This is a genomic window from Mycobacterium sp. ITM-2016-00317, assembly GCF_002968295.1.
Taxonomy (GTDB): Bacteria; Actinomycetota; Actinomycetes; order Mycobacteriales; family Mycobacteriaceae; genus Mycobacterium.
Genome location: NZ_CP134399.1, coordinates 167,833 through 189,684, shown reverse-complemented (window position 1 = coordinate 189,684; position 21,852 = coordinate 167,833). Strand labels below are relative to the sequence as shown.

Here is a 21,852-nt window from a genome sequence, read left to right as displayed (position 1 = left end):
AAGCGGCTGTGGCAGCGTCGGTTACAGCTGCGGTGTCAGGTCGAAGGAGGTGATGGTCGACATCCGGACGATCCGCCAGTCGTCGCCCTCGCGCTGCATCGTCAGCCGGTAGGACAGGTACCGCAGCGACGGGATGTTCTTGGTCACCGGGCTGGTGGCCACCGAGTTGGTGTACACCAGCGCGGTCGCCTCGGTCGGAATCGTCGGCGGCGACACCGATTCCACCGCCGCACCCATCACCTCGGTGGTGTTGGTGACCTGGGCCTGCTTGTTGGGCTCGACGATCGCGTCGATGTAGCGGCGGTACTCGGTGCCGAAGTCACCGCTCAGGTAGGCCGAGGCGCGCTCGCCGAGCGTGGCCATGTCGTCCGGGCTGTAGGTCCACAGCGTGGTGATCGCGTCGGTCGCGGTCCGCGCGATGGTCAGCTTGGTCTCGTAGAGCGCACGTTCGACGAGATAGGGCTGGGCCATCGCCGCGGCGAACCCGCTCGCGGCGACGAACACCACCGACGCGGCTGCGACCGCGACCACGGCCCGGCGTCCCGCGGGCCGGTGCGGCACCAGCGTGACGGCTTCGGGCTGCTCGTCCGGGGTCTCGGCGACAGCCTCCGGGGTCTCCTCAGCCGGCGTCTCCTCGGCCGGTTTCCGCGCAGCGCGCCGGGACTTGCCGACGGGCACCTTGGGGGCTGGCTCGTCGACCGCGGGCACGGCTTCGGGAGCGGCCTTCGGCATGCGGCGGAAGAACCGCCTGCGGGACCGCGTGACCGGATCGTCGGTGGTCAGATCACCTGTACCAGGTTGCTGATCTTCCACTGCTGTCCTTCCTTGATCGCCGTTGCGACCCAACGGCTTCCGCTCTCGATCGTCGACTTGCCGTCCGGCGTCTTCGAGGTGACCTTGGTGGCGATCAACACGTCGGCGCTGCCGTCCTCGTTCCACCGCTGCACCCCCGCGGCGAGCACCTCACCGGTGCTGGGTTCCGAACGCGCCACCTGGACCAGGATCTCGTTCAGCCTGGCCTGGAAGTTCTTGGCGAACTCCCCGGTGGCCTCGGCGGCCACCCGGTCGGCATAGCCGTTCGCGTTGTACGGGTCCAGGCTGGTGTACATCACCATGAACCCGCTCGTGTAGCCCAGCGCCGAGGCCTCGTCGACCGCCTCCCTGCGGTCACCGAGCTGCCCGACGAGCATGAACGCGCTCGCCGCGATCGCCGCCACCAGCACCAGCGCGGCCAGCACCGACACCAGCGGCAGGCCCCAGCGCGCAGCGGGTCGGGGCTTCGGCCGGAAGTAGTCCTCGCCGACCGTGCTGTCGGCGGGGTCGGCGGCGGTGAACCTGCGGGCCGGGCTCACTGGCCCGCCACGTTCATCATCGGCTTCTTCAGCACGCTCAGGTTCGCCACCCGCCACTGGCCGTCGGCCGACTTCTCGAAGTCCACCCGCACCGTCGCGGTGATGAACTTCATGTCCTCGGGCGTGGTGCCGCGTTGCCCCTGCAGCGCGAGCAGCATCGACACCCGGTCGGCGGTGACGGGCGGATCGGTGAGCACCGCACTGTTGACCGCCCAGTACTCGTTGGTGCTCGCGCCGCCGCCCTGCACCGCCTGCTGCTGGGCGATCAGCTGCGGCCGGTATCCGTCGGTGGTGAGCGCCTGCGCCCGGGCGAAGTCGTCGATCATGGTGTCGGTGCCGTAGCTCAGCACCTGCTCCACGATCCGCGGCCCCTCCTCGGCGACCTGCTGGCGTGCGGTGTCCACCGCGCGTTCCGGCCGGTACACCAGCGCATAACCGAGACCCACCACGGCCACCGACACCACCGCGGCCACGATCAGTGCCACCGCGACCACCCGGCGCATGTCGCGCTGCGGTGGCGGCACCCGGTACACCCGCGTGCCCGTCAGCATGTCCGCGAACGTGCGGCGACGCCGGTCCCACAACGGCCACAGCCAGCCCACGCACAGCGCCAGGGTGTCCAGCAGGTGGGCGAACTCGCGCGCGGTCAGCCGCAGCACCCCGACCGCGCTGCCGTCGGCGCGGCACACCGCGCTGCTGTCGGCGCGGCACACCGCGCTGTCGTCGGCGCGGCACACCGCGATGCCGAACAGGGCCCGGCCCAGCGTCCACCCGGTCGCGGCCGGAAGCACCAGCCGGTTGGCCGCCATCAGGAAGAACGCGACCGCGGCCACCGCGGTGAACAGCCATCGGGTCCAGCCGTCGGCGGTCAACGCCAGCAGAACCGCCGTCGCGATCACGCCGGCCGCGGGCAGTGTGTCGACTGCGAACGCCCCCGCCCGCGCCGACCATGACGCCGGGGACTCCTCGGCGGGTGCCTCCGGCGCGGCGGGCGCCGTGTCCAGCACCGACGTCACGAGTTGACCTGGTCCAGCCTGGAGATGCGGTACTGGCCCTCGTCGAACGCCATCGTCGCGCGCAGCCGGTACCCGACCCGCTGGTCGGCGGCCTCGGCGTTGGTGATCCGGACGCGCACTGCGACCAGCACGTTGACCGTGCCGTCCTCGTTGCGCCGCTCGACGGCGGCCCGCAGATCGTCGACCGCGACCGTCGCCTGCGCGGCCTGGTACGCCTCGGCCAGCACGCTGCCGAACAGGCCGGCCTGCACCCCGAACTCGCCGGTGGAGCACTCCAGGATCTTGGTCTGGGCCGCGGTCATCGCGGCGGTGTCGGGCGCCTGGGTGGCCGCCACGCACTCCTTGGCGGCCTGCAGCGCGGCCTCGTCGGAGCGGGCGAGCTCGGCGGCGCGCTGGTCGGCGCGCAGCGCCAGCACGCCCGCGACGACGCCGCCGCCTGCGAGCAGCAGCAGCACGACGCACAACGCCGCGGCCCAACCGGTGCCCAGGCGCGAAGGTCTGCGGAGGTCGTCCGGGGACGGTGCCGGGGAGATCGTGTCGGGAGCGGCCGGCGACGTCGGGTCCGGCGCGCCTCGTGTGTCGTCGGCGTCGGCGGCGTTGGTGTCGGGGTCGGGGATCAGCCGGCTGGTGCCAGCATCTCCTTCCATCCGTCGTCTCCTGGGTTGCTCGAATTGCTCACGTTGTACCGGACACCGTCAGGACCGACGACCTCACCGCTGCTCGGGCTGTAGCCCGCGGTGGTGCCGGGGGGACCCTGCGCCGGGGTGTAGGTGCACGGGTTGGGCTGTTGACCGCTGCACCTGACGGTACCCGAGCCCGGCCGGCTGACCGGGTCGCTGGTCGGGGCGGTCGCCTGTGTCGGCGGCAGCCGGTCCGCGGGGAGCGGGTTCATGCCGTTGTTCACCGACGGCGCCGGGATGACCTGCCCCGGTGCCACCCGCTGGTCACACCGCGCGCCGGGCGCCGGGCAGGCCACGACCTGGTTCGGGTCGCCGTACCACGGGTTGGTGCCCAGCGGCACGTACGGCTCGTCGCTGCGGCATTCGGTCGGCGACGCAGCGCGCTTGCCCGGCACGTCCGCACACGGATAGTTGCGGGCGCCGCGAACGGAGTTGCCCTGGTAGTCCTTCGGGATCTTGCAGTACATCCCGGACGGCAGCGGCGCGGTGCTGGTGTCGGCCGGTGACCGCCATTCCGAGGCGGGCAGGAAGCCGGTCATGCACGGGGGCGGCTGGTTGATCGACAGCCCGAAGTGCAGCAGGCCGCCGTCCTCGAAGATCGAACCCATCTGCAGCAGCGACGCGCCCTGCGGGTAGATCACCAGCGTCTGCTCGATGCCCTTGTTGTAGCGCTTGAGCATGTCGTTGACCACGGCCAGGTTCGCCAGGGTCTGCGGCAGCGCGTCCCGGACGTCGCTGAACACCGCGTTCACCTGGTCCAGGGTCGGGGCGGCCTGCTGCAGGCCGCTGCGCAGCGCGGGATCCTGTTCGGCGGTCTGGGAGGCGATGACGTTCAGGTTGCGCGACCACTGCTCGATCGCGTCGCCCGACGTCACCTGGCTCTCCAGGATCGGCGCCGCGTTGTTGATGATGTCGGTGACCTGGGGCAGGTTGTCCCGGAAGCCCTCGGCGACGTTCGTCGTCGAGTCGACGAGGCGCTGCAGCGCCGGGCCCAGCCCGCCCACCGCGGCCGAGGTCTCGGTCAGCAATACGTCGATCTTCTCTTTCGGCAGCACCGCCAGACTCCGGTCGGCGGCGTCCAGGGCCGGGCCGACCTCGGCCGGACCGTGCTCTTGGTGATCGTCTGGCCGGGGCTCAGGTACTGGCCGCTGTCGGTGTCGGCCACCAGGTCCAGGTACTGCTCTCCGATCGCCGACACCGAGTGCACGTTGGCACTCACGTCGGCCGGGATCTTGTACTCCTTACCGATGCTCATCGTGACGCGGGCGCCGTTCTCGGTCGGCTCGACCTCGGTGACCTTGCCGATCTGGGTACCGCGGTAGGTCACGTTGCCCGTCGCGTACAGCCCGCCGGAACGCTCCAGCTCGGCGTACAACCGGTACTCGCCGACGCCGACCAGGCTGGGCAGGCGCAGGTAGTAGAGCCCGAGCACGCCGAGCGCCACCACGGTGAGGATCGTGAAGATGATCAGCTGGATCTTGACGAAGCGGGTCAGCATCGCTCACTCACTCCTCTCGATGAGCGGCCCGCCGGGAACCGAGTTCGGGTTCGGGGTGAACCGCACATCCGGGATCATCGTGTTCGGGTCGCGGCCCCACGCCTGCTCGAGCGCGCGGAGCATGCCCGAGATGCCGGTGCCGGAGAAGAACCCGTTGTCGATGGCCGACAGCGTCAGGTCGACCGTCAGCGACGAGTTGATGTAGTCGCCGCGGATCGCCTTGGGCACGTTCTCGATGCTGTACGGCGCGGTCAGGAAGATCTTCAGCGCGCCGAGGAGATACGGCCCGGACTTGCCCAGCTCCCGCAGCGGGCGCTGCAGGTTGGCCAGGTTGGTCTGCAGGTTCTCGCTGGACGGCTCCAGCGCGTCCACGGCGGCGTTGCTGATGCGGCCGAGCGATACGACGGCGTCGGCGAACAGGTCCCGGGTTTCGGCGAAATGCTGGATCAGCGGCGGGAACTCGGTGAGCACCGCATCGAGGGTCTCGTTGCGCTGCGCGACGACCGACAGCAGGCGGTTGGTCGAGTCGATGGCTCGGGTGATGTCGTCGCGCTGCTGGTTGAGCTCGTCGGTGAAGGTGTCGAGCTGACCCAGGAAGGTCCTGATCTGGTCCTCCCGGCCGTTGAGGACGTTGTAGATCTCGGTCTGGATCGTCTCCAGGTTCGCCACGCCGCCACCGGTCAGGATCGACGCGATGCTGGCCAGCACGCGCTCGGTGGTCGGGAACGCCGACGCGTTCTGCAGCGGGATCGTGTCGCCGGTCTTGAGCTTCTGCTCCGACGGGTCCGGCGGCAGATCGAGCTGGACGTGCTGGGAGCCCAGCAGGCTGGTCTGCCCGATCTTGGCCAGGGTGTTGACCGGCAGCTCGATGCTCGGCTCCAGGTCGAGGGTCAGCGTGGCGACCCAGTTGCGCAGCTCGATGGAACGCACCCGGCCGACGTACACGTCGGCCACCCGCACCCGGCTGTTCACGTTGAGCGCCAACGTGTCCGGCATCTGCACGTAGATCGTGGTGCGCTGCGAGCCGGTGCCCGGTCCGCCGGGCAGCGGCACGTTGGAGATGCCCTTCCACGAACCGCACGAGGTCAGCACCACCGCTGCCGCGGCCAGCGCGATCGAACGGCGTGCCAGTCTGGTCCACTTCTTCATCGCGATCAGCCTCCTGCCTCGGCCGGCATCAGCGGACCGGCCGGCGCCGCGGGGGGCGGGGCCGCCGGAGCGTTCACCGGGGCCGGGTTGCCCGGGACGACGCCCGGGGCGGGCGCCGGCGGCGGGCCGGGCTGCGGGTACCACGGCGGTGGCAGCGGGTTGTTCTGGTCGAACGCGTTCGGCGGGCCGGGCAGGTTGCCGTTGCGCGTGGTGCCGAACGCCGGCGGCGCCGGCGGCGGGGTGATGTCGGGGCCGCCCATCAGTTCGGCCAGCGACTCGGGCGTCAGCATGTTCCTGGTGAACGGCTGCACCTCGACGCCCTGCATCCCGGGCGCGACGACCCAGCCCGGCTCGTGGTTGCCGTGGGAGAACAAGGTGTCGCGGGAGAAGATGCCCGGCACGGTGGTGTCCTTGTAGCCCGGCGGCGGCCGCAGCCGCTCCTCGGAGTAGGCGATCTGCTTGGGCAGCGTCATCGCCGTCTGCAGCTGGTTCGCCCCGAACGGCAGGTAGTTGAACTTGATCGAGTCGAGGATCGGGCCGAGGTACTGCGCGCACAGCTCCGCCGACTCCTGGTAGCCCAGCCGGCTGCCCGCCTGGATCGCGCTGCACAGGAACTCCATCGGGTTCGCGAAGTTTGCGATCACCGGCATCGCGACGATGCCGCCGGCGTTCGGCGACGAGATGTTCATCAGGTTCGCCGCGACGTTCGGGTAGGCGTGCAGTGCGGTCTCCAGACCGTCGCGCGGCTCGGGCTGCAGGATCGCGTTGGTGACATCGGCCAGGTTCTGCACGTCGTGCGCCAGCACCTCGCCGTTCTCGTCGACGAATTCCCGTGTGGTGGTGAGCAGTTCGTTCAGATCCTGGACGGCAGTGGCGACCTCGCGGTCGGTGTCGGTGAACGCGTTGGTGAACTGCGCCAGATTGTTGTTCAGTGAGACGAACTGCTGGTCGCTCTGGTGCAGCGCGTTGACGAACAGCGCCAGGCTCTTGACCACGCTGAAGAAGTCGCCGCGGCCCTCGTTGAGCGCGTACAGCGCCTCCGACAGGTTGTTCAGCGTCGTGTTCAGCTGTTTGCCCTTGCCTGCGAAACCGTCGGCGGCCGATTCGATGATGTCGCCGAACGGCCCCTTCGGCTGCTCCGGTGTCGGGCCGAGATCGGTGAGCAGCCTGCTGATCGAATCGCGCAGGTCGTCGTACTCGACGGGCACCTGCGTGCGGTCGACGTCGAGAACCGCGCCGTCCTTGAGCTCGGGCCCGCCGGTGTAGGGCGGCGACAGCTGAATGGTGCGCGAGGCCACCAGGCTCGGGTTCAGGATCGACGCGGTCGCGTTCTCCGGGACCTTGTACTTGCTCTCGTACTGGAGCGTGACCTTCATCTTGTCGCCCGCGGGTTCGATCTTGTCGATCGTGCCCACCTGGACACCCATGATCTGGACCTTGTCGCCGGGATAGATCGCCAGCGTCTGGGTGAAGTACGCGACCACGGTCTTGGTGGTCAGGTTCTTGTACACGTTCCAGCCGAGGATCGCGCACACGACGGCCACGACCAGCACGACGGCCCCGACGATCACCGCGACCTTGGGCACCTTGAGCTTCCGGATGTTGAAAACTGTCGACACGTTGTCGCCCCCTACCCTTGCGATCCCGGTGGGAGGAACGGTGGATTACCCGGCAGCACCGGCTGGTCCGCGGGTGCGGGCGCGGGTCCCGGCCCCGGCGGTGGCGGCGGCCCGGTCAGGGCCGGCGGCAGCGGCGCGATGCCCGGGGTGAAGTCCGGCGGGGACGGCTGCGGGGACAGCGGCACGGTACGGGCACCGGGCGGCGCGGCCGGCAACGGCACCCGGGCACCCGGCACCGGCGGCGACAGCTGGCCGGGGATCGCCGCGGCGGGCAGACCCGGGCTCGGCTGCGGCCCATGGACGTTCGGCTCCGACGTGGCGACGTTCGGCGGCGGGTAACCGCCGGGCACCGGGCCGTACGGGCCCTGGGTCAGGTCCGCGCAGGGCAGCGGGTTGCCGGGGGTCGGCAGCCCGTCGCCGGGCGGGGTGTAGGAGCACGGGGAGCCGGGCGGCACTGCGGGCCCGGGGTTCTCCGGGGTGCCCTCGATCGGTGTCGGGGCCGGCGGCGGGGCGCCGTTCTCGAAGCCGACGCCGTTGGGGTCGGGGAACCGGAACGCCGGCAGCCCGGCGTTGCGCCAGAACTCCTGCGGATCGATCCCGCGCTTCTTGAACGCGGCGTCCACGAACGGCTGCAGGATCCAGTACGGCGCGAGGTTGACCAGCATCACCTTGAAGTACGGGCCCGACGCCAGCGCCTCGCCGAGGGAGACCATGAACTTCGACAGCGACGACAGCGTGTCGGCGAGGTCGAGCTTGCGCTCGTTGAGCACGTCGGTGATCACCCGCAGCTGCTCGAGCACGCGGTTGAGGTTCGGGTTGTCGTCGATGAACCCGCGGACCTGGGCGGAGAACGTGTTTACGCGCTCCAGCAGCTGGCTCACCGCGTAGTTGCGCTCGTTGATCGCGGCGAGCAGCGTCTGCGCGTTCACGAAGAGCTCGTTGATCTGTCCGCTGCGGTTGCCGAGCACGCCGGCCACCTTGTTCGCGTTGGCCAGCAGCTGCTTGATCTGGTCGTCGCGCTTGCCGATGGTGTCGGAGAAGCGGGCCACTCCGTCCAGCGCGGCACTCAGGTGCGGATAGGTCTGGTCGATGGTCTCCGACAGCACGTTCAGCGAGTCGCGGACCGTGCCGGTGTCCCATCCGGCGGTGTTGTTGGACAGGTCGAAGAACGCGTCGTAGATCTGGTACGGCGTGGTGGTCTGGCCCAGCGGCAGCACCCCGTTGGCGCGCAACGGATCTTCCCCGCGCGGCTCGATCTCCAGGTTGCGCCGGCCCAGGATGGTGTCGGTGCGGATCGCGGCGCGGCTGTCGGTGCCGATCTCGGTGCCGCCCAGCGTGTAGCCGATCCGCACCCGGTCGCCGTCGATCTCCAGTGACTTCACCGTGCCGACGTCCACGCCGGCGATCCGGACCTTGTCGCCGGAGGTGATGCCGCCGGTGTCGGCGAACTCGGCGTAGTAGGTCGGCGTCGCGAACAGCATCGGCACGCTGGCGAAGCTCTGGCCCACCCCGATGACGATGACCAGGATGATGATGCCCATCACCCCGCCGCGGACGCGGTTGGATCCCTCCAGGACTCTCATTGCGGCGTGCACCTACCTGACGGCTGGCTCCAGACCTTCACGGTGCGGACCGGGCCACCGGGCTGCAATCCGTTGAGCTTCAAGGTCACGTCGCAGGCGTAGAAGTTGAAGAAGTCGCCGTAGACCCCGCCGGACCGGCCGATGATGGCCAGCGCCTGCGGGAACTGCACCAGCAGGTTGTTGAGCTCGTCGCGCTGGTCGACGAGGGGCTGGTTGAGGATCTCCAGCTTGCTGATCGTGCTCTGCAGCAGCGGCCGGTTGTCGGCGAGCAGATCCCCGATGGTGCCCGCTGCGTCGCTGATGTCGGCGACCGACTCCGCGATCGGATCGGCGCGGTTCTTCAGACCGGTGATGAGAACCTCGAAGTTCTTGACCGTGTCGTCGAACTCCTTCTGGTGGCGCACGGTGGTGTCCAGCACGGTGTTGAGGTTGGTGATCACCTCGCCGATGGCCTGGTCCCGGTCGGCCAGCGTCGCGGTCAGCGTCGCGGTCTGGTCGAGGATGTCGTTGATGGTGCCGCCCTGACCCTGGAAGACCGTGATGATCGACTGCGCGATGGTGTTGACCTTCTCCGGTTCCAGGGACTGGAACACCGGGCGGAACCCGCCGATCAGCGCGTCGAGGTCGAGCGCCGGCTGGGTCCGCTCGACCGGGATCGTCCCTCCCGCAGCCATTCTCGCGTTGCTCTCACCGCGCGAGAGCTCCAGGTAGCGGTCGCCGATCAGGTTCAGGTAGCGCACCGAGGCCGTCGACTCGTCGAACAGTTCCAGCGACCGGTCGACGCTGAAGTCGACCTTCACCTTGGAACCGTTGTCGATCAGCTTGACGTCCTTGACCTTCCCGACCTCCACGCCGGAGGCACGGACGAACTGCCCGGGGCGCAGACCGCTGGCGTTGGAGAAGATCGCCGAATACCCGGTGGTGCGGTCGAACCGCAACTGGCCGAAGACCACGACGATGATCGCGGTGAACAGGAGCAGCACCAGCGAGAAGGCGCCGAGTTTGAGGGCGGTACCGGTGATTTTCATGGGTTGATCGTGTGCTCCCCGACTTGGCGTCCCCAGACGTACTCGGTGAACAGCGGCTGTCCGAGCTCCATGTGGTTGTACGGCGCGATCGACGCCCCGGTGTCGAGCACCAGGAACGGCGCCGGCCACAGGTCCCGCGTGATGGGCTGCCAGCAGCCCGGCCGCCCGCCCGGGCCGCCCTGGGCGTTGACGCGCGGAAGGTTGTCCGGGTAGACGTACGCGTTGCCCGCGCCCAAACCGAGGATCTGCGAATGGGTTTTCAGCGAGTAACCGTTGCCGCCGAGCGCCGCACTGATCTTCGGTTCGACGTCGTGGTAGTTGCGGAACATGCAGAAGAACGACGGGCTGTACTTGTCGAGCAGGGCCGAGGTGGGCACCAGGTCCTCGGTGCCGCGGATCAGGTAGGGCCCGCCGCGTTCGAAGACGTCGCCGCCGGTGTTGCCGAACCCGACCGCGGCCATCAGCGCCTGGTCGACGTCGCCGCGCTGGGCGTTGAGGGTGCGCGCGGTGGTCACCGCGTTCTGCAGGCCGTCGAACAGGTCCGGTGCCGCGTCGGCGTAGACCTCACCGAGATCGGCGAGCAGCTGGTTGTCGCGCCGGATCTGCGGCATCTGCGGGTTGATCTCGGCCAGGATCTCGTTGCCCTGGACGATCGACTCGCCGAACCGGTCGCCGAGCCCGTCGAGGGCCTGCGCGGTCGCGGTCAGCGTCTGGTTCAGCTTGATCGGGTCGACCTGCCCGGCGACCGACACCACGGTCTCGAACAGCGTGTTGAACTCGGTGGTCACCGAGGTGACGTCGATGACGTCGGCCGCCGAGATCCGTTCGGCCTGCGGGTTGTCCGGCGCGGTGAACGACACGTACTTGTTGCCGAACACCGTGGTGGCGCTGATGTCGGCCTCGACGTTGCGCGGGATCAGATCGAGGTATTTGGGGTTGACCTCGAGGATGATCTTGGCCCGCGGTTCGCCGCCGACGCTGGTCTCCTCGACGTTGCCGACCCGGCCGATCTCCACCCCGTTGTAGGTGACCTTCGCGCCGGGATCCATCGACAGCCCGGACCGGGCGGAGATCATGGTCAGCTGCGTGCGGGGCAGGAAGTCGCCGCGGAACTGCAGGTACACCAGCACCACCGCGATGACGGTCAGCAGCGCCAGCACCGCGCCGGCGATCTTGTACGGCGGCTGGCGTTTGGTGTTGATGGGTGCCGTCATCGCGCTACACCGTCAGGTTGAAGTTCGGGTCGACGCCGTAGAGCGCCAACGAGGCGAACAGGACCACACACACGATCGCCACCAGCGAGGCGCGCATCGACCGGCCCACGGCCTCGCCGACGCCGACGGGGCCGCCGCTGGCGTAGAAGCCGTAGTAGCAGTGGTTGAGCATCACGATGACCGCGATGATCACGGCCTGGATGAAGGACCAGAACACGTCGTCGGGCCGCAGGAAGGTGCGGAAGTAGTGCTCGTAGGTGCCGATCGACTGCCCGTAGAACACGGTGGTGGTGACCTGCGCGGACAGGAACGACATGATGATCGCCATCGCGTAGAGCGGGATGATGACCACGAAGCCGGCCATGATGCGCGTGGACACCAGGTAGGAGATGGACTTGATGCCCATCACCTCGAGCGCGTCGATCTCCTCGCTGATGCGCATGGCGCCCAGTTCGGCGGTCGCGCCGGCGCCGACGGTGGCCGCCAGCGCCTGACCGGCGACCACGGGCGCGGCGATGCGCACGTTGATCAACGCCGCGAAGAAGCCGGTGAACGCCTCGACGCCGATGTTGCCCAGCGACGCGAAGCCCTGGATCGCCACCAGCGAGGACCCGGACAGCGTCACGAATCCGACGATGGCGACGGTGCCGCCGATCACGGCCATGGCGCCGGTGCCCATGCCGATCTCGGCGATCAGCCGCAGGGTCTCCTTGCGGTAGTAGCGGAGCGCGTGCCCGATGGAGCCGACCGCGGTGATGACGAACCACGCGACGTGGCCCATCGCGTCCAGCCCACGGCCCGGGGCACCCGCCCATTTCTGGGCGGTGGCGACCCCGCGCGGGAATCTCTGGCGGAGGACAGCGGCGGTGCTCGTCACGTCAGCTCCCCGTTCCGAATCGGACACCGATCGTCGTCAGCACGACGTTGACCGCGAACAGCGCGATCACACACAGCACCAGCGTCTCGTTGACCGCGGTGCCCACGCCCTTGGCGCCGCCGGCGACCGTCAGTCCGCGGTAGCACCCGACCAGGCCGGCGATCAGACCGAAGGTGGCGGCCTTGACGATCGAGATGATCACCTCGGGCAGCCCGGTGATCAGGGTCAGCGTGGAGACGTAGGCGCCCGCGGACACGTTCTGCAGATAGACGCCGAAGACGAAGCCGCCGACCAGGCCGACGGTGATGACCGCGCCGTTGAGCAGGATCGCGACGAACGTCGACGCGATCACGCGCGGCACCACGAGGCGGTGGATCGGGTCGATGCCGAGCACCTCGAGGGCGTCGATCTCCTCCCGGATGGTGCGTGCACCCAGGTCGGCGCAGATCGCGGTCGACCCGGCTCCGGCCACCACCAGCACGGTCACCAGCGGACCCAGCTGCGTGACGGCGCCGATGGCCGCGCCGGCGCCGGACACGTCGGCCGCGCCGAACTCGGCCAGCAGGATGTTCAGCGTGAAGATCAGCAGCACGGTCAGCGGGATCGACACCGCGAGCGTGGGCAGGAACGCGACCCGCATCAGGAACCAGCTCTGCAGGATGAACTCGCGCCACTGGAACGGCGGGCGGAACGTGGCTTTGCCGACGAGCACGCACATGCGCACGAAGCCGCCGACGGCCTCCAACCCGGGCCTGACCTGATCCCGCACGTAGCCGGTCAGGTTCGAACTCGTCGTCACCGAGCGGCTCCCGCGACACTCGCGCGCAGGGCGTAGCGCACCGGCAGCATCTGTCGCACGCTCCCTTCCAGCCCCGACCCCGATCGTGTGAGTACGGTCTCGCTACCGGCCGGTAGTAAGACAGGTCTCCGGACTGTACCCGATGATCTGACTCCCGCGTACCGCATCTGCGGGATTGGGTCCCCAACCGTTAGCAAATAACAGTCCGCCCGGCTAACGGTTTTGCTCCGCTGCAGAAACCGTTGCCGGAGTGGAACTTTCGTCGCCGTCAATGACGGTCGTGACGCCGTAGCGCGTCCTCAGTTCCGTCTTCAGCACCTTTCCGGCGGGATTGCGCGGCAGTGCCTCGACGATCTCGAGCACCTTCGGGTGCTTGTAGCGGGCGAGCCGCTCGGTGAGGAACTGCTCCAGATCCGGCAGTGTCAGACCGACGCCCGGGGCGGCTCCCAGCGAACTCCGCAGCACCGCCACAGCAACGGGAACCTCCCCCCACTTCTCGTGCGGGCGCCCGATCACCGCGACCTCGACGATGTCGGGGTGGGCGGCCAGTGCGTTCTCCACCTCGGCGCAGTAGATGTTCTCACCGCCGGAGATGATCATGTCCTTCTTGCGGTCGACGACCCAGATGTAGCCCTCGTCGTCCTGACGGACCAGGTCACCGGAGTGGAACCAGCCGCCGGCGAACGCCTCGGCCGTGGCCTTCGGGTTGTTCCAGTAGCCGGCCATCAGGGTGGGCGCACGGTAGACGATCTCGCCGACCTGCCCGACGGGCACGTCGTTCATGTCCTCGTCGACGATGCGCGCCGACACCGTCGGGATCACCCGGCCGACCGACCCGAGTTTGCGCAGCGCGTCGTCGCCCAACAGCATGCAGGTCACCGGCGACATCTCGGTCTGCCCGAACGCGGCCAGGATCTGCGCGCCCGGGAAGGTCTCGGCCATCTCGCGCAGCAGGGTGTCCGAGGCGGGCGCGGCGCCCCAGGACAGGAAGCGCAGCTTCAGTTCGCGCGGCCTGGCCCGCTGCGCGGCGCACACGGCCTGCCACTGCGCGGGGACCAGGAAGATTCCGGTGACCTTCTCGGCCTCGAGCACGTCGAGCAGTTCGTTCGGGTCGAACGCGCCCACCGGGTAGAGGACGGTGGGTCTGCCGAGCAGCAGGCCGGAGACGATGCTGCCGACACCGGCGATGTGGAAGAACGGCACCCCGATGAAACCGATGTCGTGGTTGATGTCGGCGCCGTTGGTGAACAGCAGCGTCATCACCTGGCCGGCCAGGTTGTTGTGGGTGAGCACCGCGCCCTTGGGCAGGCCGGTGGTGCCCGAGGTGTACATGATCAGCGCGGGCGCGTCGTTCGGGATGTCGACGAGGATGTCGGCCGGGGGCACCTGGGCGCCCTCGGCCAGCGCGTCGTCGTAGTCGAGGATGTCGTCTCCCGAACCGCCGCCTGCGCTGATGACCGTGGACAGCGTCGCATCGAGATCGCGGACGGCGGTGGCGACGCCGGCCAGCACCGCCTCGGTGACGACGACGGAGGCCTGGCAGTCGGAGACCAGGAACGCGATCTCGTCGGGGGTCATCCGGAAGTTCACCGGCACCGCGATCGCGCCGAGCTTGTTCGTGGCGAGCACCGCCTCGATGAACTCGGTCCTGTTGAGCATCAGGACGAGCACGCGGTCGCCGAAGCCGATGCCACGCCGGTGCAGCGCGCCGGCCAGCGCGCTCACCCGCCGGTCCAGCTCACCCCACGTGGTGGTCTCGCCGAGGAACCTCAGCGCCGGGGCGTCGGGCTGCATCAGCGCGTGCCGGGCCAGCTGATTCGTCCAGTTCTGCCTGCGCGCCAGGTAGGGCTGTTCGGTCGCCGTCCCGGGTTGGATCGGATCGCTCAACGTCTTCTGCTCCATCGACAGTTGCGGCCGGCTGATATTTGATCAAACATGTTGTTGCCCCGGTCACATTAGGTCGCCGACGGCCACGGGACAACCCTCCCGACGAGCGGGCCCGACGGGCCGGGAAGGCCGCGATGTGAGCAACGCCCCTGCCGGAACGCCGGTCACCGGCACGGTACGGCGACGCGAGCAGCTGTCCGACGAGGTCGCCGCGCGGCTGCGCGCCGAGATCATGACCGGCATGTTGCGGCCGGACTCGTTCATCCGCCTCGACGAGACCGCCGCCCGCCTCGGGGTCAGCATCACCCCGGTCCGGGAGGCGCTGCGCACGCTGCGCGGCGAGGGGATGGTCGAGCTGGAACCCCACCGGGGACATCGGGTGGTGCCGCTGACGCGCAGCGACATCGAGGACATCTTCTGGCTGCAGTCGACGATCGCCCAGGAACTCGCCGCCAGTGCCGCGCGCCGGATCCGCGACGACCAGATCGACGAACTGGCGCGGCTGAACGAGGACCTGGCCGCCGCGGTCGCGCTGCGCGACCCGGACCGGGTGGCCCGGGCGGAGTTCGCGTTCCACCGGGCGTTCAACCGGGCCGGCGGCGGCTGAAGCTGTCCTGGTTCCTGCTGCACGCGGCCCGCTACCTGCCTCCGCAGCTGTTCGCGTCGGACGAGACCTGGGGACCGGTGGCCGTGGCCAGTCACACCGAGCTGATCGACGCGCTGCGCAGGCGGGACGCGGACACTGTCGTCGCGCTGACCCGCGGGCAGTTCACCGACGGGCTGGCCCGGCTTACCGCATGGCTGGAGCAGGTGGGGCTGTGGGACTGAGGCCGGGACCGGCTGGGCGACCACGACGCCTCAGCCGTCACACCTATCCGCAAATCTCAGGGGAAGTGCGAGTGGACCCCTGAGCAATGCCGATAGCTGGGGCAGACGAGGTTCCCGGGACAGCTGTTAGGACGCCGCGAGCTGTTCGGCGCGTGCCTTCAGGTTCTCGGCCAGGTAGTCCAGCGCGTCGCCGACGACCTTCTTGACCATCGCGGCGGGCACCGCCATCTTGACCTCGACGTCGAGGTCGACGGTCAGCAGGGACGTCGGGCCCATGGCCACCACCGAGAACCGCTGCTCCTGTTTGGTGAACAAGTCACCCTGCTGCAGCACGGTGTAGATCTGGTTCTCGCCCGGGTAGTAGACCGCGGTGATGAACGTGCCGGACTGGCCCTGCACCACGACGTCGAGCCGCAACTGACTGGGCCGGCCGTCGTCGTAGCGGGCGAGCACCCAGCACCCTTTGATCTCGTCGTTCCACTCCGGGTATCTCTCGAAGTCGGCCACGATCGCCATGATCGTCTCGGCCGCCGCTGTGACCTCGACTGTCTTACTCACCAGGGGCATCGGCAGAGCATAGCGAGTGCGGCCAAGCGGTCATGCCGCCGTCGCGATGCCCTCCCGGCGCAGCGCGGCGACGACGCTCCCGCGCAGCCGCCGCCCGACCTCGAACTGCTTGCCTGGCAGGGTGCGCGCGACCATCCGCACGTTGACGGTGCCGACCTCGATGCTCTCCACCCCCATCAGCTGGGGCTCGTCGAGCAACAGCGGCAGCAGCCTGTCGTCCTCCATCGCCGCGGCGGCCACCGCGCGCAGCACGTCGTTGACCTGGTTGATGTCGGCACTGGCAGGCACCGGCACGTCGACGACCGCGCTGGCCCAGTCCTTCGACAGGTTCAGCGCGCGCACGATCATGCCGTTGGGCACCGTGTACACCTCGCCCTCGCTGGTGCGCAGTTTGGTCACCCGCAGCGTGACGGCCTCGACCGTGCCCCTGGCCGTGCCGCCGCCGCTGACCGTCAACTCCACCAGGTCACCGAAGCCGTACTGCTTCTCGGTGATCACGAAGAACCCGCTGAGGAAGTCCTGGACCAGCCGCTGGGCGCCGAAGCCGAGCGCGGCGCCCAGCACGGCCGCGGGCGCCACCAGCGAGCCGACCGGCAGGCCGAGCTGGGCGGCGATGTCCAGCGCGACCAGCGTGTACAGCACCCCGATCGCGACCGACGAGATGACGGCGGCGACGGCCTGCCGGTGCTTGACGCTCTCCGAGCGCACGGAGGTCTGGTTCGGCCCCGGCTTCGCGATCCGCCGGCTGATCCGGTCGGCCAGCCACCTGATCGCCCTGGTCGCCAGCACCGTGAAGATCACGGCCATCGCGATGTGAAGGCCCGTGGTCATGATCCACTGCCCCACGCCGGTCCACATTCTCAGTCCTCCAGTCGGCGGCTCAGCTCCGTCTTCAGGTCCCGAGCGTTACGGACCGCGTTGCCACCGAGATCGTTGTTGAAATAGATGTACACGTCGCGACCCTGCCCGTCCCACTCGGCGATCCGCTCGGCCCACCATCTGAGGTCGTCGGCGCTGTAGGAGCCCCCGTACATGTCGTTCGGGTCCGGCCCGTGCAGTCGCACGTAGACGAACCGCGCCGTGGCTTTCAGGATGCACGGCAGCCCGGCTCCGCTCATCACCACGTACGCCGCGTCGTGCTTCTCCAGCAGCTCGTACACCGCGGGGTCGTCCCACGACGGGTGCCGGAACTCGACGGCGACGGGGATGTCGGCGGGCATCGCGCCCAGGAAGTGGTCCAGGCGGGCGTCGTCGCGCTCCAGGGCCGGGTGCAGCTGCACCAGCAGCGGACCGGCGCGGTCACCGAGCGCATGCCAGCCTCGCGTCAGCCGTTCGATCCACTCCTCGGGCGAGCGCAGCCGGCGGGCGTGGGTCAGCCCGCGCGCGGCCTTGACCGCCATCAGAAAGCCGGGCGGAAGCTGATCGCGCCACCGCTGGAACTGCTCGTCGCGCGGCCACCGGTAGAAGCTGCCGTTGAGTTCCACGGTGTCGAACTCCGACGTGTAGCGCTGCAGCCAGCGCGTCGTCGGCAACCCGGTTTCGTAGAGCACATTGCGCCAGTGGTTGTAGGCCCAACCCGACGTGCCGATGCGAACCGTCATCGGCGCGGGGTACCCACGATGGCGCGGCTGTTAGCTCGGGTCCTCGGCTAGCTCGATTCGTCGGCGAACTCGGCCCTGGCGGCGGCGACGTCCATGCCGAGCGGCGAACTCTGCCGGACCGTCTCGTCGCGGATCAGCCCGCGTAGCAGAGCGGTGCTGAACTCCACCGCGATCTCCTGCGCGGTACGCCGCCCCTGCGGGCGCAGCCACCGGTAGGAACCCAGGGTCATGCCGATGTAGCCCAGCGCCAGCACGTGGGAGTCGCAGTCGTAGAACTCGCCGCTGGCGATGCCCCGGTCGATCACGTCGCGGACGTGCTCGTAGACCTGGGCCTCCTTCTCCCGGATGTACTCCACCTGCTCCTCGGTGAACCACTCCGTGATGTAGGGGCCCTCCTGGAAATACACCGCGGCCCGTTCGATGTCCGAGGCGATGCCGACCAGCAGCCGACGGGTGAAGTGGTAGATCGTCTCGCGGGCCGACGCGGTCGGGTCGTCGTGCAGCGCATCGACGGTGAAATCGGCGGCACCCTTGTAGATGTCGTAGAGGATCAGCGACTTGCTGGCGTAGTAGTGGTACACCGTGGCCTTGTTCAGGCCCACCGCGTCGGCGACGTCGTCCATCCGGGTGCCGTGGTAGCCGCGCGCGGCGAACAGTTTGGTGGCCACGGCCAGCAACTCTTCGCGACGGGACATCCCGTTGCCGGTGACGGATTCAGACATGGCGACTCATTCTGGGCGGGAAGGACCGCCGTGGCGGTCTACTAACTGGTTGGTTCAGTCTAGGCCGATGCGGTGTCCGCTCGGGGGCGGCGGGTCTACACTCGTGGCGAACCGACGTGGTGTGGCCGAAATGACGTGTCGCGGCCCGAGTGAGGGAGATAGCACGGTGGACCCGAATCCGGATTACGACGCGAGCGACGAGCTCGAGTACGGCGTCAACTGGTTCGCCTGGATCCTGCGCGGGGTGTACCCGCCGCCGGCCTATCCCCCGGTCTGATCCCCCGCTCGCGCTGACCGGCGCTCGTTCACCCACGTCCGGCCGTTCTCGACCAGGCCGTGCGCCCGCTTGTTCATCACCTCGAACTCGGTTCTGCCGCGCTGCGCGGCGCCCGCGAGCTTCTCCCGGACCTCGGCACGCCAGTCCCGCGGCGGGGCCGGCTCGCAGTCCGGCGGCCACTGGATCGACGCCTCGTCGGCGCCGACCGTCCCCGGCACGCCGGGACGGCTGTCCTCGCCGTAGCACCCGCCGCACTTGCGGCAGCGCACCTCGTAGCGCACCACGTTGCGTTCCGACTCGATGAAGACATAGTCCGCCACCGCCACGCATCGCGGACATCTGGCGAGCCCGCGTTCGACCACCCTGCTCACGTCGTCATCCTGCGGCCGCCAACGCATCTGACGCACCGGCAATTCGATGTCGTTGCGCGATCGGTGCCGTTTCGAGATATGCGTCAGGCCGCGGCTGACTTGACCGCGCGGCCCACTTCCGCCCGCAACCGGCCGTACTCCGGTGACCGCCGCAACTCGTCGGGGTCCACCCCGCTGCGCGGCAGATCGACCGGGATGTCCAGCGCCACCCGGCCCGGACGGCGGGTCAGCACCACGATCCGCGAGCCGAGAAAGGCGGCCTCGTCGGCGCTGTGGGTGACGAACACGGTCGTGCGTCCGGATTCGGCGCTGACCTGCCGCACGTCCTCCTGCAGCCGTTCCCGCGTCAGCGCATCGAGTGCGGCGAACGGTTCGTCGAGCAGGAACAGCGGGGTCTGCGCCGCGAGCGCCCGCGCGATCGCGACCCGCTGCTGCTGGCCGCCGCTGATCTCCCAGATCCGCCGCGCGGCGGTGCCGCTCAGTCCGACCCGCTCGAGGAGTTCCTCGCGGCGCTCGATCCGCTTGTCGCGCGGCACTTTTGCGTACTTGAGCGCCATGTCGACGTTTCCCCCGACGGTGCGCCACGGGAACAGGCGCGGCTGCTGGAACACCACCCCGGAGGTCACTCCCGGCGTCGGCGGGCCGCCGGCCACCTGCACCGCGCCCTCGGTGGGTTCCTCGAAGCCTGCCAGCAGGCGCAGCAGCGTGCTCTTGCCGCAGCCCGACGCGCCGACGAGCACCAGGAACGACCCGGGGTCCACGGTCAGGTCGACCGGTCCGAGCGCGGTGACCTGCTGCCGCCCGCTGCCGTAGTGGTGTGACACCGAGTCGATCCGGATCACACCGTCATTCGTCGAGGGCATCCGGTAGTCCCTTCGTGTAGATCGCGTCCTGGAACGCGGTCAGCGGCGCGGGCGCCGGGATCTGCTTCTGGTCGGCCAGGAACTGCGACGCGCTCTGCAGGTTGGCGGCCAGGTTGCCCGGATTCCCCTCGGTGCCAAGCCATTCCGTCGACGAGATGTCCTGGGGAGCGAGGAACACCATCTGCTTGAGCTGACCGGCCACGTCTTCGGGGGACAGCCCGACCTCGGCGGCGATCGCCTTGGCAGCGGCATCCGGATCGTCGCGCAGGACGTCGAGCGCACGCGCCTGCTGCCGGCGCCACACCTCGACGACGTCGGGGTGGGCCGAGGCGAACGCGTCGGAGACGGTGGCCAGGTCCAGCGTGGGCTTGCCCGCCTCGGCCAGCTGCCTGCTGGTGATCAGGTCCCTACCGGTCTTGCGGAGTTCGTCGAGCGTCGGCAGCCAGGTGTAGGCGGCGTCGATGTCGCCGCGCTCCCAGGCGGCCAGGATGGCCTGGGGCTGCAGGTCGATCAGCGCAACATCCTTGGCGGACAAGCTGTTCTGATCCAGTGCCGCCAGCAGGCTGTAGTGCGCGGTCGAGGCGAACGGGGTGCCGATGCGCTTGCCCCGCAGTTGCCCGATGGTGTCGATGCCTGCGTCGTTGCGCACCACCAGCGCCTCGTTGTCGCCGGCCACGTCGAGCACGAAGGCGACCTTGTACGGGATGTTGAGCGGTTCGGACAGCCCGCGTGCGACGGGGCTGGAGCCCAGCGCGCCGAAGTCGAGTTCGTCGGCGATGAACGCGGTGTTGACGTCGGCGCCCGAGTCGAACTTGGTCCACTTGATGTTGTAGTCGGGCAACGCCTCTTCGAGCCACTTGTTGTTCTTGACGACCAGGTCACCGCTCGGGAACGTCTGGTACCCGATCCGGATGGTGGGCTTGTCGGGCTCCTGCCCTGCGGTGTCCACCGCGCAGCCGGCCAGCGCCAGCACCGTCGAGAACAGTGCCACGAGAAGGGCTTTGGATTTCATATCTTTCCTCTCCAGGGGACCGCGCGCCGTTCGACGGTGCGCAGCAGGCCGTCGATCACCAAGCCGGAGAACCCGATGGCGAAGATCCCGACCAGCACGACAGGGGTGTTGTTGTAGTTGCTCGCGTCCTTGACCAGGCCGCCGACTCCGGGGATGCCGTTGAACAACTCGGCAGCGACCACCGACGAATAGGCCATGCCGACGGCGAGCCGGATCCCGGTGAACGTCTCGGGCAGCGCCGACGGCACCACCACGTCACGGATCACCTGCCGCCGCGACGCACCCAAAGCCCGTGCGGCCTCCTGTAACCCGACCGGGGCGGCGACGACGGCGGCAGTGGTCGCGACCGCCGCGGGCGGCAACGCGGCCAGCGCGAGCAGCGTGATCTTGGGCGCCTCGTCGATACCCAGCCAGATGACCAGCAGGAAGAAATAGGCCAGTGGCGGCAGCGCACGCAGGAACGTCAGCCACGGCTCCAGCACGCTGCGCACCCAGCCGACCGACCCCATCACCAGACCGAGGGACACGCCCAGCGCCACCCCGATGGCGACGCCGGCCAGCACCCGGCGCAGCGTCATGTACAGGTGCTCCCACAACAGGTAGCCGGCGTACCCGCGGACCCCGTCGTGGGTGGTCGACACGTCGACGAACGCGTGCCACACGGTCGCCGGATACGGCACGAAGGTCTGGCTCCAGACACCGCTGGCCGCGGCGAGCTGCCACAGCAGGCCGAACACGGCCACCGACAGCAGCGGCAGCGCCGCCCGGGTGAGCCGGCCCCGCCAGACACCGCGGCCCGGGCGCGGACCGGCCCCCGGCGCCGCCGCGACGGCGCCCTCAGGTGTGATGTCGACGAAAACGGACACCGGCAGACATTGACGGATCCGTCATCGTCCGGGAAGAGCTGCG

20 protein-coding genes and 3 pseudogenes are annotated in these 21,852 nt (G+C 69.2%); 2 read left to right on the top strand and 21 right to left on the bottom strand.

Features of this window, described 5'->3' with window-relative positions; translation table 11 throughout:
• Positions 1-21: 21 nt before the first annotated feature.
• From C6A87_RS00940 to fadD5, 13 genes and pseudogenes are all read right to left on the bottom strand, one after another.
• Positions 22-813 (bottom strand): mammalian cell entry protein, encoded by a 792-nt coding sequence (locus tag C6A87_RS00940; protein WP_311115561.1) that lies wholly within the window; start codon positions 811-813, stop codon positions 22-24.
• Complete coding sequence (locus tag C6A87_RS00935; RefSeq protein WP_311115560.1) at positions 780-1,352, bottom strand: mammalian cell entry protein; 573 nt, start codon at positions 1,350-1,352, stop codon at positions 780-782. Before C6A87_RS00935 ends, C6A87_RS00940 begins: the two co-directional genes overlap by 34 nt.
• Positions 1,349-2,368: an RDD family protein gene (locus C6A87_RS00930; protein ID WP_311115559.1), complete on the bottom strand. Its 1,020-nt coding sequence runs from the start codon at positions 2,366-2,368 to the stop codon at positions 1,349-1,351. The genes C6A87_RS00935 and C6A87_RS00930 overlap by 4 nt, the downstream gene beginning before the upstream one ends.
• A complete protein-coding gene (locus C6A87_RS00925; RefSeq protein WP_311115558.1) occupies positions 2,365-3,015 on the bottom strand; it encodes a hypothetical protein in 651 nt (216 codons plus the stop codon). The genes C6A87_RS00930 and C6A87_RS00925 overlap by 4 nt, the downstream gene beginning before the upstream one ends.
• Positions 2,985-4,546: pseudogene (locus C6A87_RS00920) on the bottom strand (MCE family protein). Before C6A87_RS00920 ends, C6A87_RS00925 begins: the two are co-directional and overlap by 31 nt.
• 3 nt (positions 4,547-4,549) lie before the next feature.
• A complete protein-coding gene (locus tag C6A87_RS00915; RefSeq protein WP_311115557.1) occupies positions 4,550-5,695 on the bottom strand; it encodes a virulence factor Mce family protein in 1,146 nt (381 codons plus the stop codon).
• 5 nt (positions 5,696-5,700) lie between these two features.
• Positions 5,701-7,314 (bottom strand): virulence factor Mce family protein, encoded by a 1,614-nt coding sequence (locus tag C6A87_RS00910; RefSeq protein WP_311115556.1) that lies wholly within the window; start codon positions 7,312-7,314, stop codon positions 5,701-5,703.
• An 11-nt stretch (positions 7,315-7,325) separates the two neighbouring features.
• Positions 7,326-8,897 (bottom strand): MCE family protein, encoded by a 1,572-nt coding sequence (locus C6A87_RS00905; protein ID WP_311115555.1) that lies wholly within the window; start codon positions 8,895-8,897, stop codon positions 7,326-7,328.
• On the bottom strand, positions 8,894-9,925 hold the full coding sequence (locus tag C6A87_RS00900) for a virulence factor Mce family protein (RefSeq protein ID WP_311115554.1): 1,032 nt from the start codon (positions 9,923-9,925) through the stop codon (positions 8,894-8,896). The genes C6A87_RS00905 and C6A87_RS00900 overlap by 4 nt, the downstream gene beginning before the upstream one ends.
• Positions 9,922-11,139 (bottom strand): MCE family protein, encoded by a 1,218-nt coding sequence (locus C6A87_RS00895; RefSeq protein ID WP_311115553.1) that lies wholly within the window; start codon positions 11,137-11,139, stop codon positions 9,922-9,924. Before C6A87_RS00895 ends, C6A87_RS00900 begins: the two co-directional genes overlap by 4 nt.
• Before the next feature lie 4 nt (positions 11,140-11,143).
• The gene (locus C6A87_RS00890; protein WP_396837143.1) at positions 11,144-11,920 is read right to left on the bottom strand and encodes an ABC transporter permease; all 777 of its coding nucleotides are present in this window, start codon (positions 11,918-11,920) and stop codon (positions 11,144-11,146) included.
• A gap of 97 nt (positions 11,921-12,017) precedes the next feature.
• The gene (locus C6A87_RS00885) at positions 12,018-12,815 is read right to left on the bottom strand and encodes an ABC transporter permease (RefSeq protein WP_003930770.1); all 798 of its coding nucleotides are present in this window, start codon (positions 12,813-12,815) and stop codon (positions 12,018-12,020) included.
• Positions 12,816-13,028: 213 nt separating this feature from the next.
• Positions 13,029-14,717 carry a fatty-acid--CoA ligase FadD5 gene (fadD5, locus tag C6A87_RS00880; protein WP_311115551.1) on the bottom strand — a complete coding sequence of 563 codons (1,689 nt, stop codon included), beginning with the start codon at positions 14,715-14,717 and terminating at the stop codon, positions 13,029-13,031.
• 121 nt (positions 14,718-14,838) lie between these two features.
• On the opposite strand from fadD5, the pseudogene C6A87_RS00875 reads away from it, so the two are divergent.
• Positions 14,839-15,530, top strand: a pseudogene (locus C6A87_RS00875) (GntR family transcriptional regulator).
• A gap of 126 nt (positions 15,531-15,656) precedes the next feature.
• Here C6A87_RS00875 and C6A87_RS00870 read toward each other — a convergent pair.
• Genes C6A87_RS00870 through C6A87_RS00855 form a run of 4 tightly spaced genes read right to left on the bottom strand, consistent with a single transcriptional unit; the run spans position 15,657 to position 18,420 of the window.
• Positions 15,657-16,097: an SRPBCC family protein gene (locus C6A87_RS00870; protein WP_311115550.1), complete on the bottom strand. Its 441-nt coding sequence runs from the start codon at positions 16,095-16,097 to the stop codon at positions 15,657-15,659.
• A gap of 30 nt (positions 16,098-16,127) precedes the next feature.
• Entirely contained in the window at positions 16,128-16,955 is an 828-nt protein-coding gene (locus C6A87_RS00865; RefSeq protein ID WP_311115549.1) for a mechanosensitive ion channel family protein, read from the bottom strand.
• A 2-nt stretch (positions 16,956-16,957) separates the two neighbouring features.
• Positions 16,958-17,698: a DUF72 domain-containing protein gene (locus C6A87_RS00860; protein WP_311115548.1), complete on the bottom strand. Its 741-nt coding sequence runs from the start codon at positions 17,696-17,698 to the stop codon at positions 16,958-16,960.
• Between the two features lie 47 nt (positions 17,699-17,745).
• The gene (locus C6A87_RS00855; RefSeq protein ID WP_311115547.1) at positions 17,746-18,420 is read right to left on the bottom strand and encodes a TetR/AcrR family transcriptional regulator; all 675 of its coding nucleotides are present in this window, start codon (positions 18,418-18,420) and stop codon (positions 17,746-17,748) included.
• Between the two features lie 166 nt (positions 18,421-18,586).
• On the opposite strand from C6A87_RS00855, the pseudogene C6A87_RS00850 reads away from it, so the two are divergent.
• A pseudogene (locus tag C6A87_RS00850) lies at positions 18,587-18,697 on the top strand (CAP domain-containing protein); the annotation flags it as partial.
• On the opposite strand, the gene C6A87_RS00845 reads toward C6A87_RS00850, so the two are convergent.
• The 4 genes from C6A87_RS00845 to C6A87_RS00830 all read right to left on the bottom strand — a co-directional run bounded on the left by C6A87_RS00845 (position 18,682) and on the right by C6A87_RS00830 (position 21,809).
• Complete coding sequence (locus C6A87_RS00845) at positions 18,682-19,068, bottom strand: hypothetical protein (RefSeq protein WP_311115546.1); 387 nt, start codon at positions 19,066-19,068, stop codon at positions 18,682-18,684. The pseudogene C6A87_RS00850 and the gene C6A87_RS00845 overlap by 16 nt on opposite strands.
• A gap of 83 nt (positions 19,069-19,151) precedes the next feature.
• A complete protein-coding gene (locus tag C6A87_RS00840; RefSeq protein ID WP_311115545.1) occupies positions 19,152-19,931 on the bottom strand; it encodes an ABC transporter ATP-binding protein in 780 nt (259 codons plus the stop codon).
• The gene (locus C6A87_RS00835) at positions 19,915-20,943 is read right to left on the bottom strand and encodes a glycine betaine ABC transporter substrate-binding protein (RefSeq protein ID WP_311115544.1); all 1,029 of its coding nucleotides are present in this window, start codon (positions 20,941-20,943) and stop codon (positions 19,915-19,917) included. The genes C6A87_RS00840 and C6A87_RS00835 overlap by 17 nt, the downstream gene beginning before the upstream one ends.
• Complete coding sequence (locus tag C6A87_RS00830; RefSeq protein ID WP_311115543.1) at positions 20,940-21,809, bottom strand: ABC transporter permease; 870 nt, start codon at positions 21,807-21,809, stop codon at positions 20,940-20,942. The genes C6A87_RS00835 and C6A87_RS00830 overlap by 4 nt, the downstream gene beginning before the upstream one ends.
• Positions 21,810-21,852 lie beyond the last annotated feature (43 nt).

Coding starts and splice junctions, on each gene's coding strand:
- C6A87_RS00925 (WP_311115558.1), bottom strand. CDS start 3,015: ATGGAAGGAGATGCTGGCACCAGCCGGCTGATCCCCGACCCCGACACC.
- C6A87_RS00915 (WP_311115557.1), bottom strand. CDS start 5,695: ATGAAGAAGTGGACCAGACTGGCACGCCGTTCGATCGCGCTGGCCGCG.
- C6A87_RS00905 (WP_311115555.1), bottom strand. CDS start 8,897: ATGAGAGTCCTGGAGGGATCCAACCGCGTCCGCGGCGGGGTGATGGGC.
- C6A87_RS00900 (WP_311115554.1), bottom strand. CDS start 9,925: ATGAAAATCACCGGTACCGCCCTCAAACTCGGCGCCTTCTCGCTGGTG.
- C6A87_RS00895 (WP_311115553.1), bottom strand. CDS start 11,139: ATGACGGCACCCATCAACACCAAACGCCAGCCGCCGTACAAGATCGCC.
- C6A87_RS00890 (WP_396837143.1), bottom strand. CDS start 11,920: ATGGGCCACGTCGCGTGGTTCGTCATCACCGCGGTCGGCTCCATCGGG.
- fadD5 (WP_311115551.1), bottom strand. CDS start 14,717: ATGGAGCAGAAGACGTTGAGCGATCCGATCCAACCCGGGACGGCGACC.
- C6A87_RS00870 (WP_311115550.1), bottom strand. CDS start 16,097: ATGCCCCTGGTGAGTAAGACAGTCGAGGTCACAGCGGCGGCCGAGACG.
- C6A87_RS00865 (WP_311115549.1), bottom strand. CDS start 16,955: ATGTGGACCGGCGTGGGGCAGTGGATCATGACCACGGGCCTTCACATC.
- C6A87_RS00860 (WP_311115548.1), bottom strand. CDS start 17,698: ATGACGGTTCGCATCGGCACGTCGGGTTGGGCCTACAACCACTGGCGC.
- C6A87_RS00855 (WP_311115547.1), bottom strand. CDS start 18,420: ATGTCTGAATCCGTCACCGGCAACGGGATGTCCCGTCGCGAAGAGTTG.
- C6A87_RS00840 (WP_311115545.1), bottom strand. CDS start 19,931: ATGCCCTCGACGAATGACGGTGTGATCCGGATCGACTCGGTGTCACAC.
- C6A87_RS00835 (WP_311115544.1), bottom strand. CDS start 20,943: ATGAAATCCAAAGCCCTTCTCGTGGCACTGTTCTCGACGGTGCTGGCG.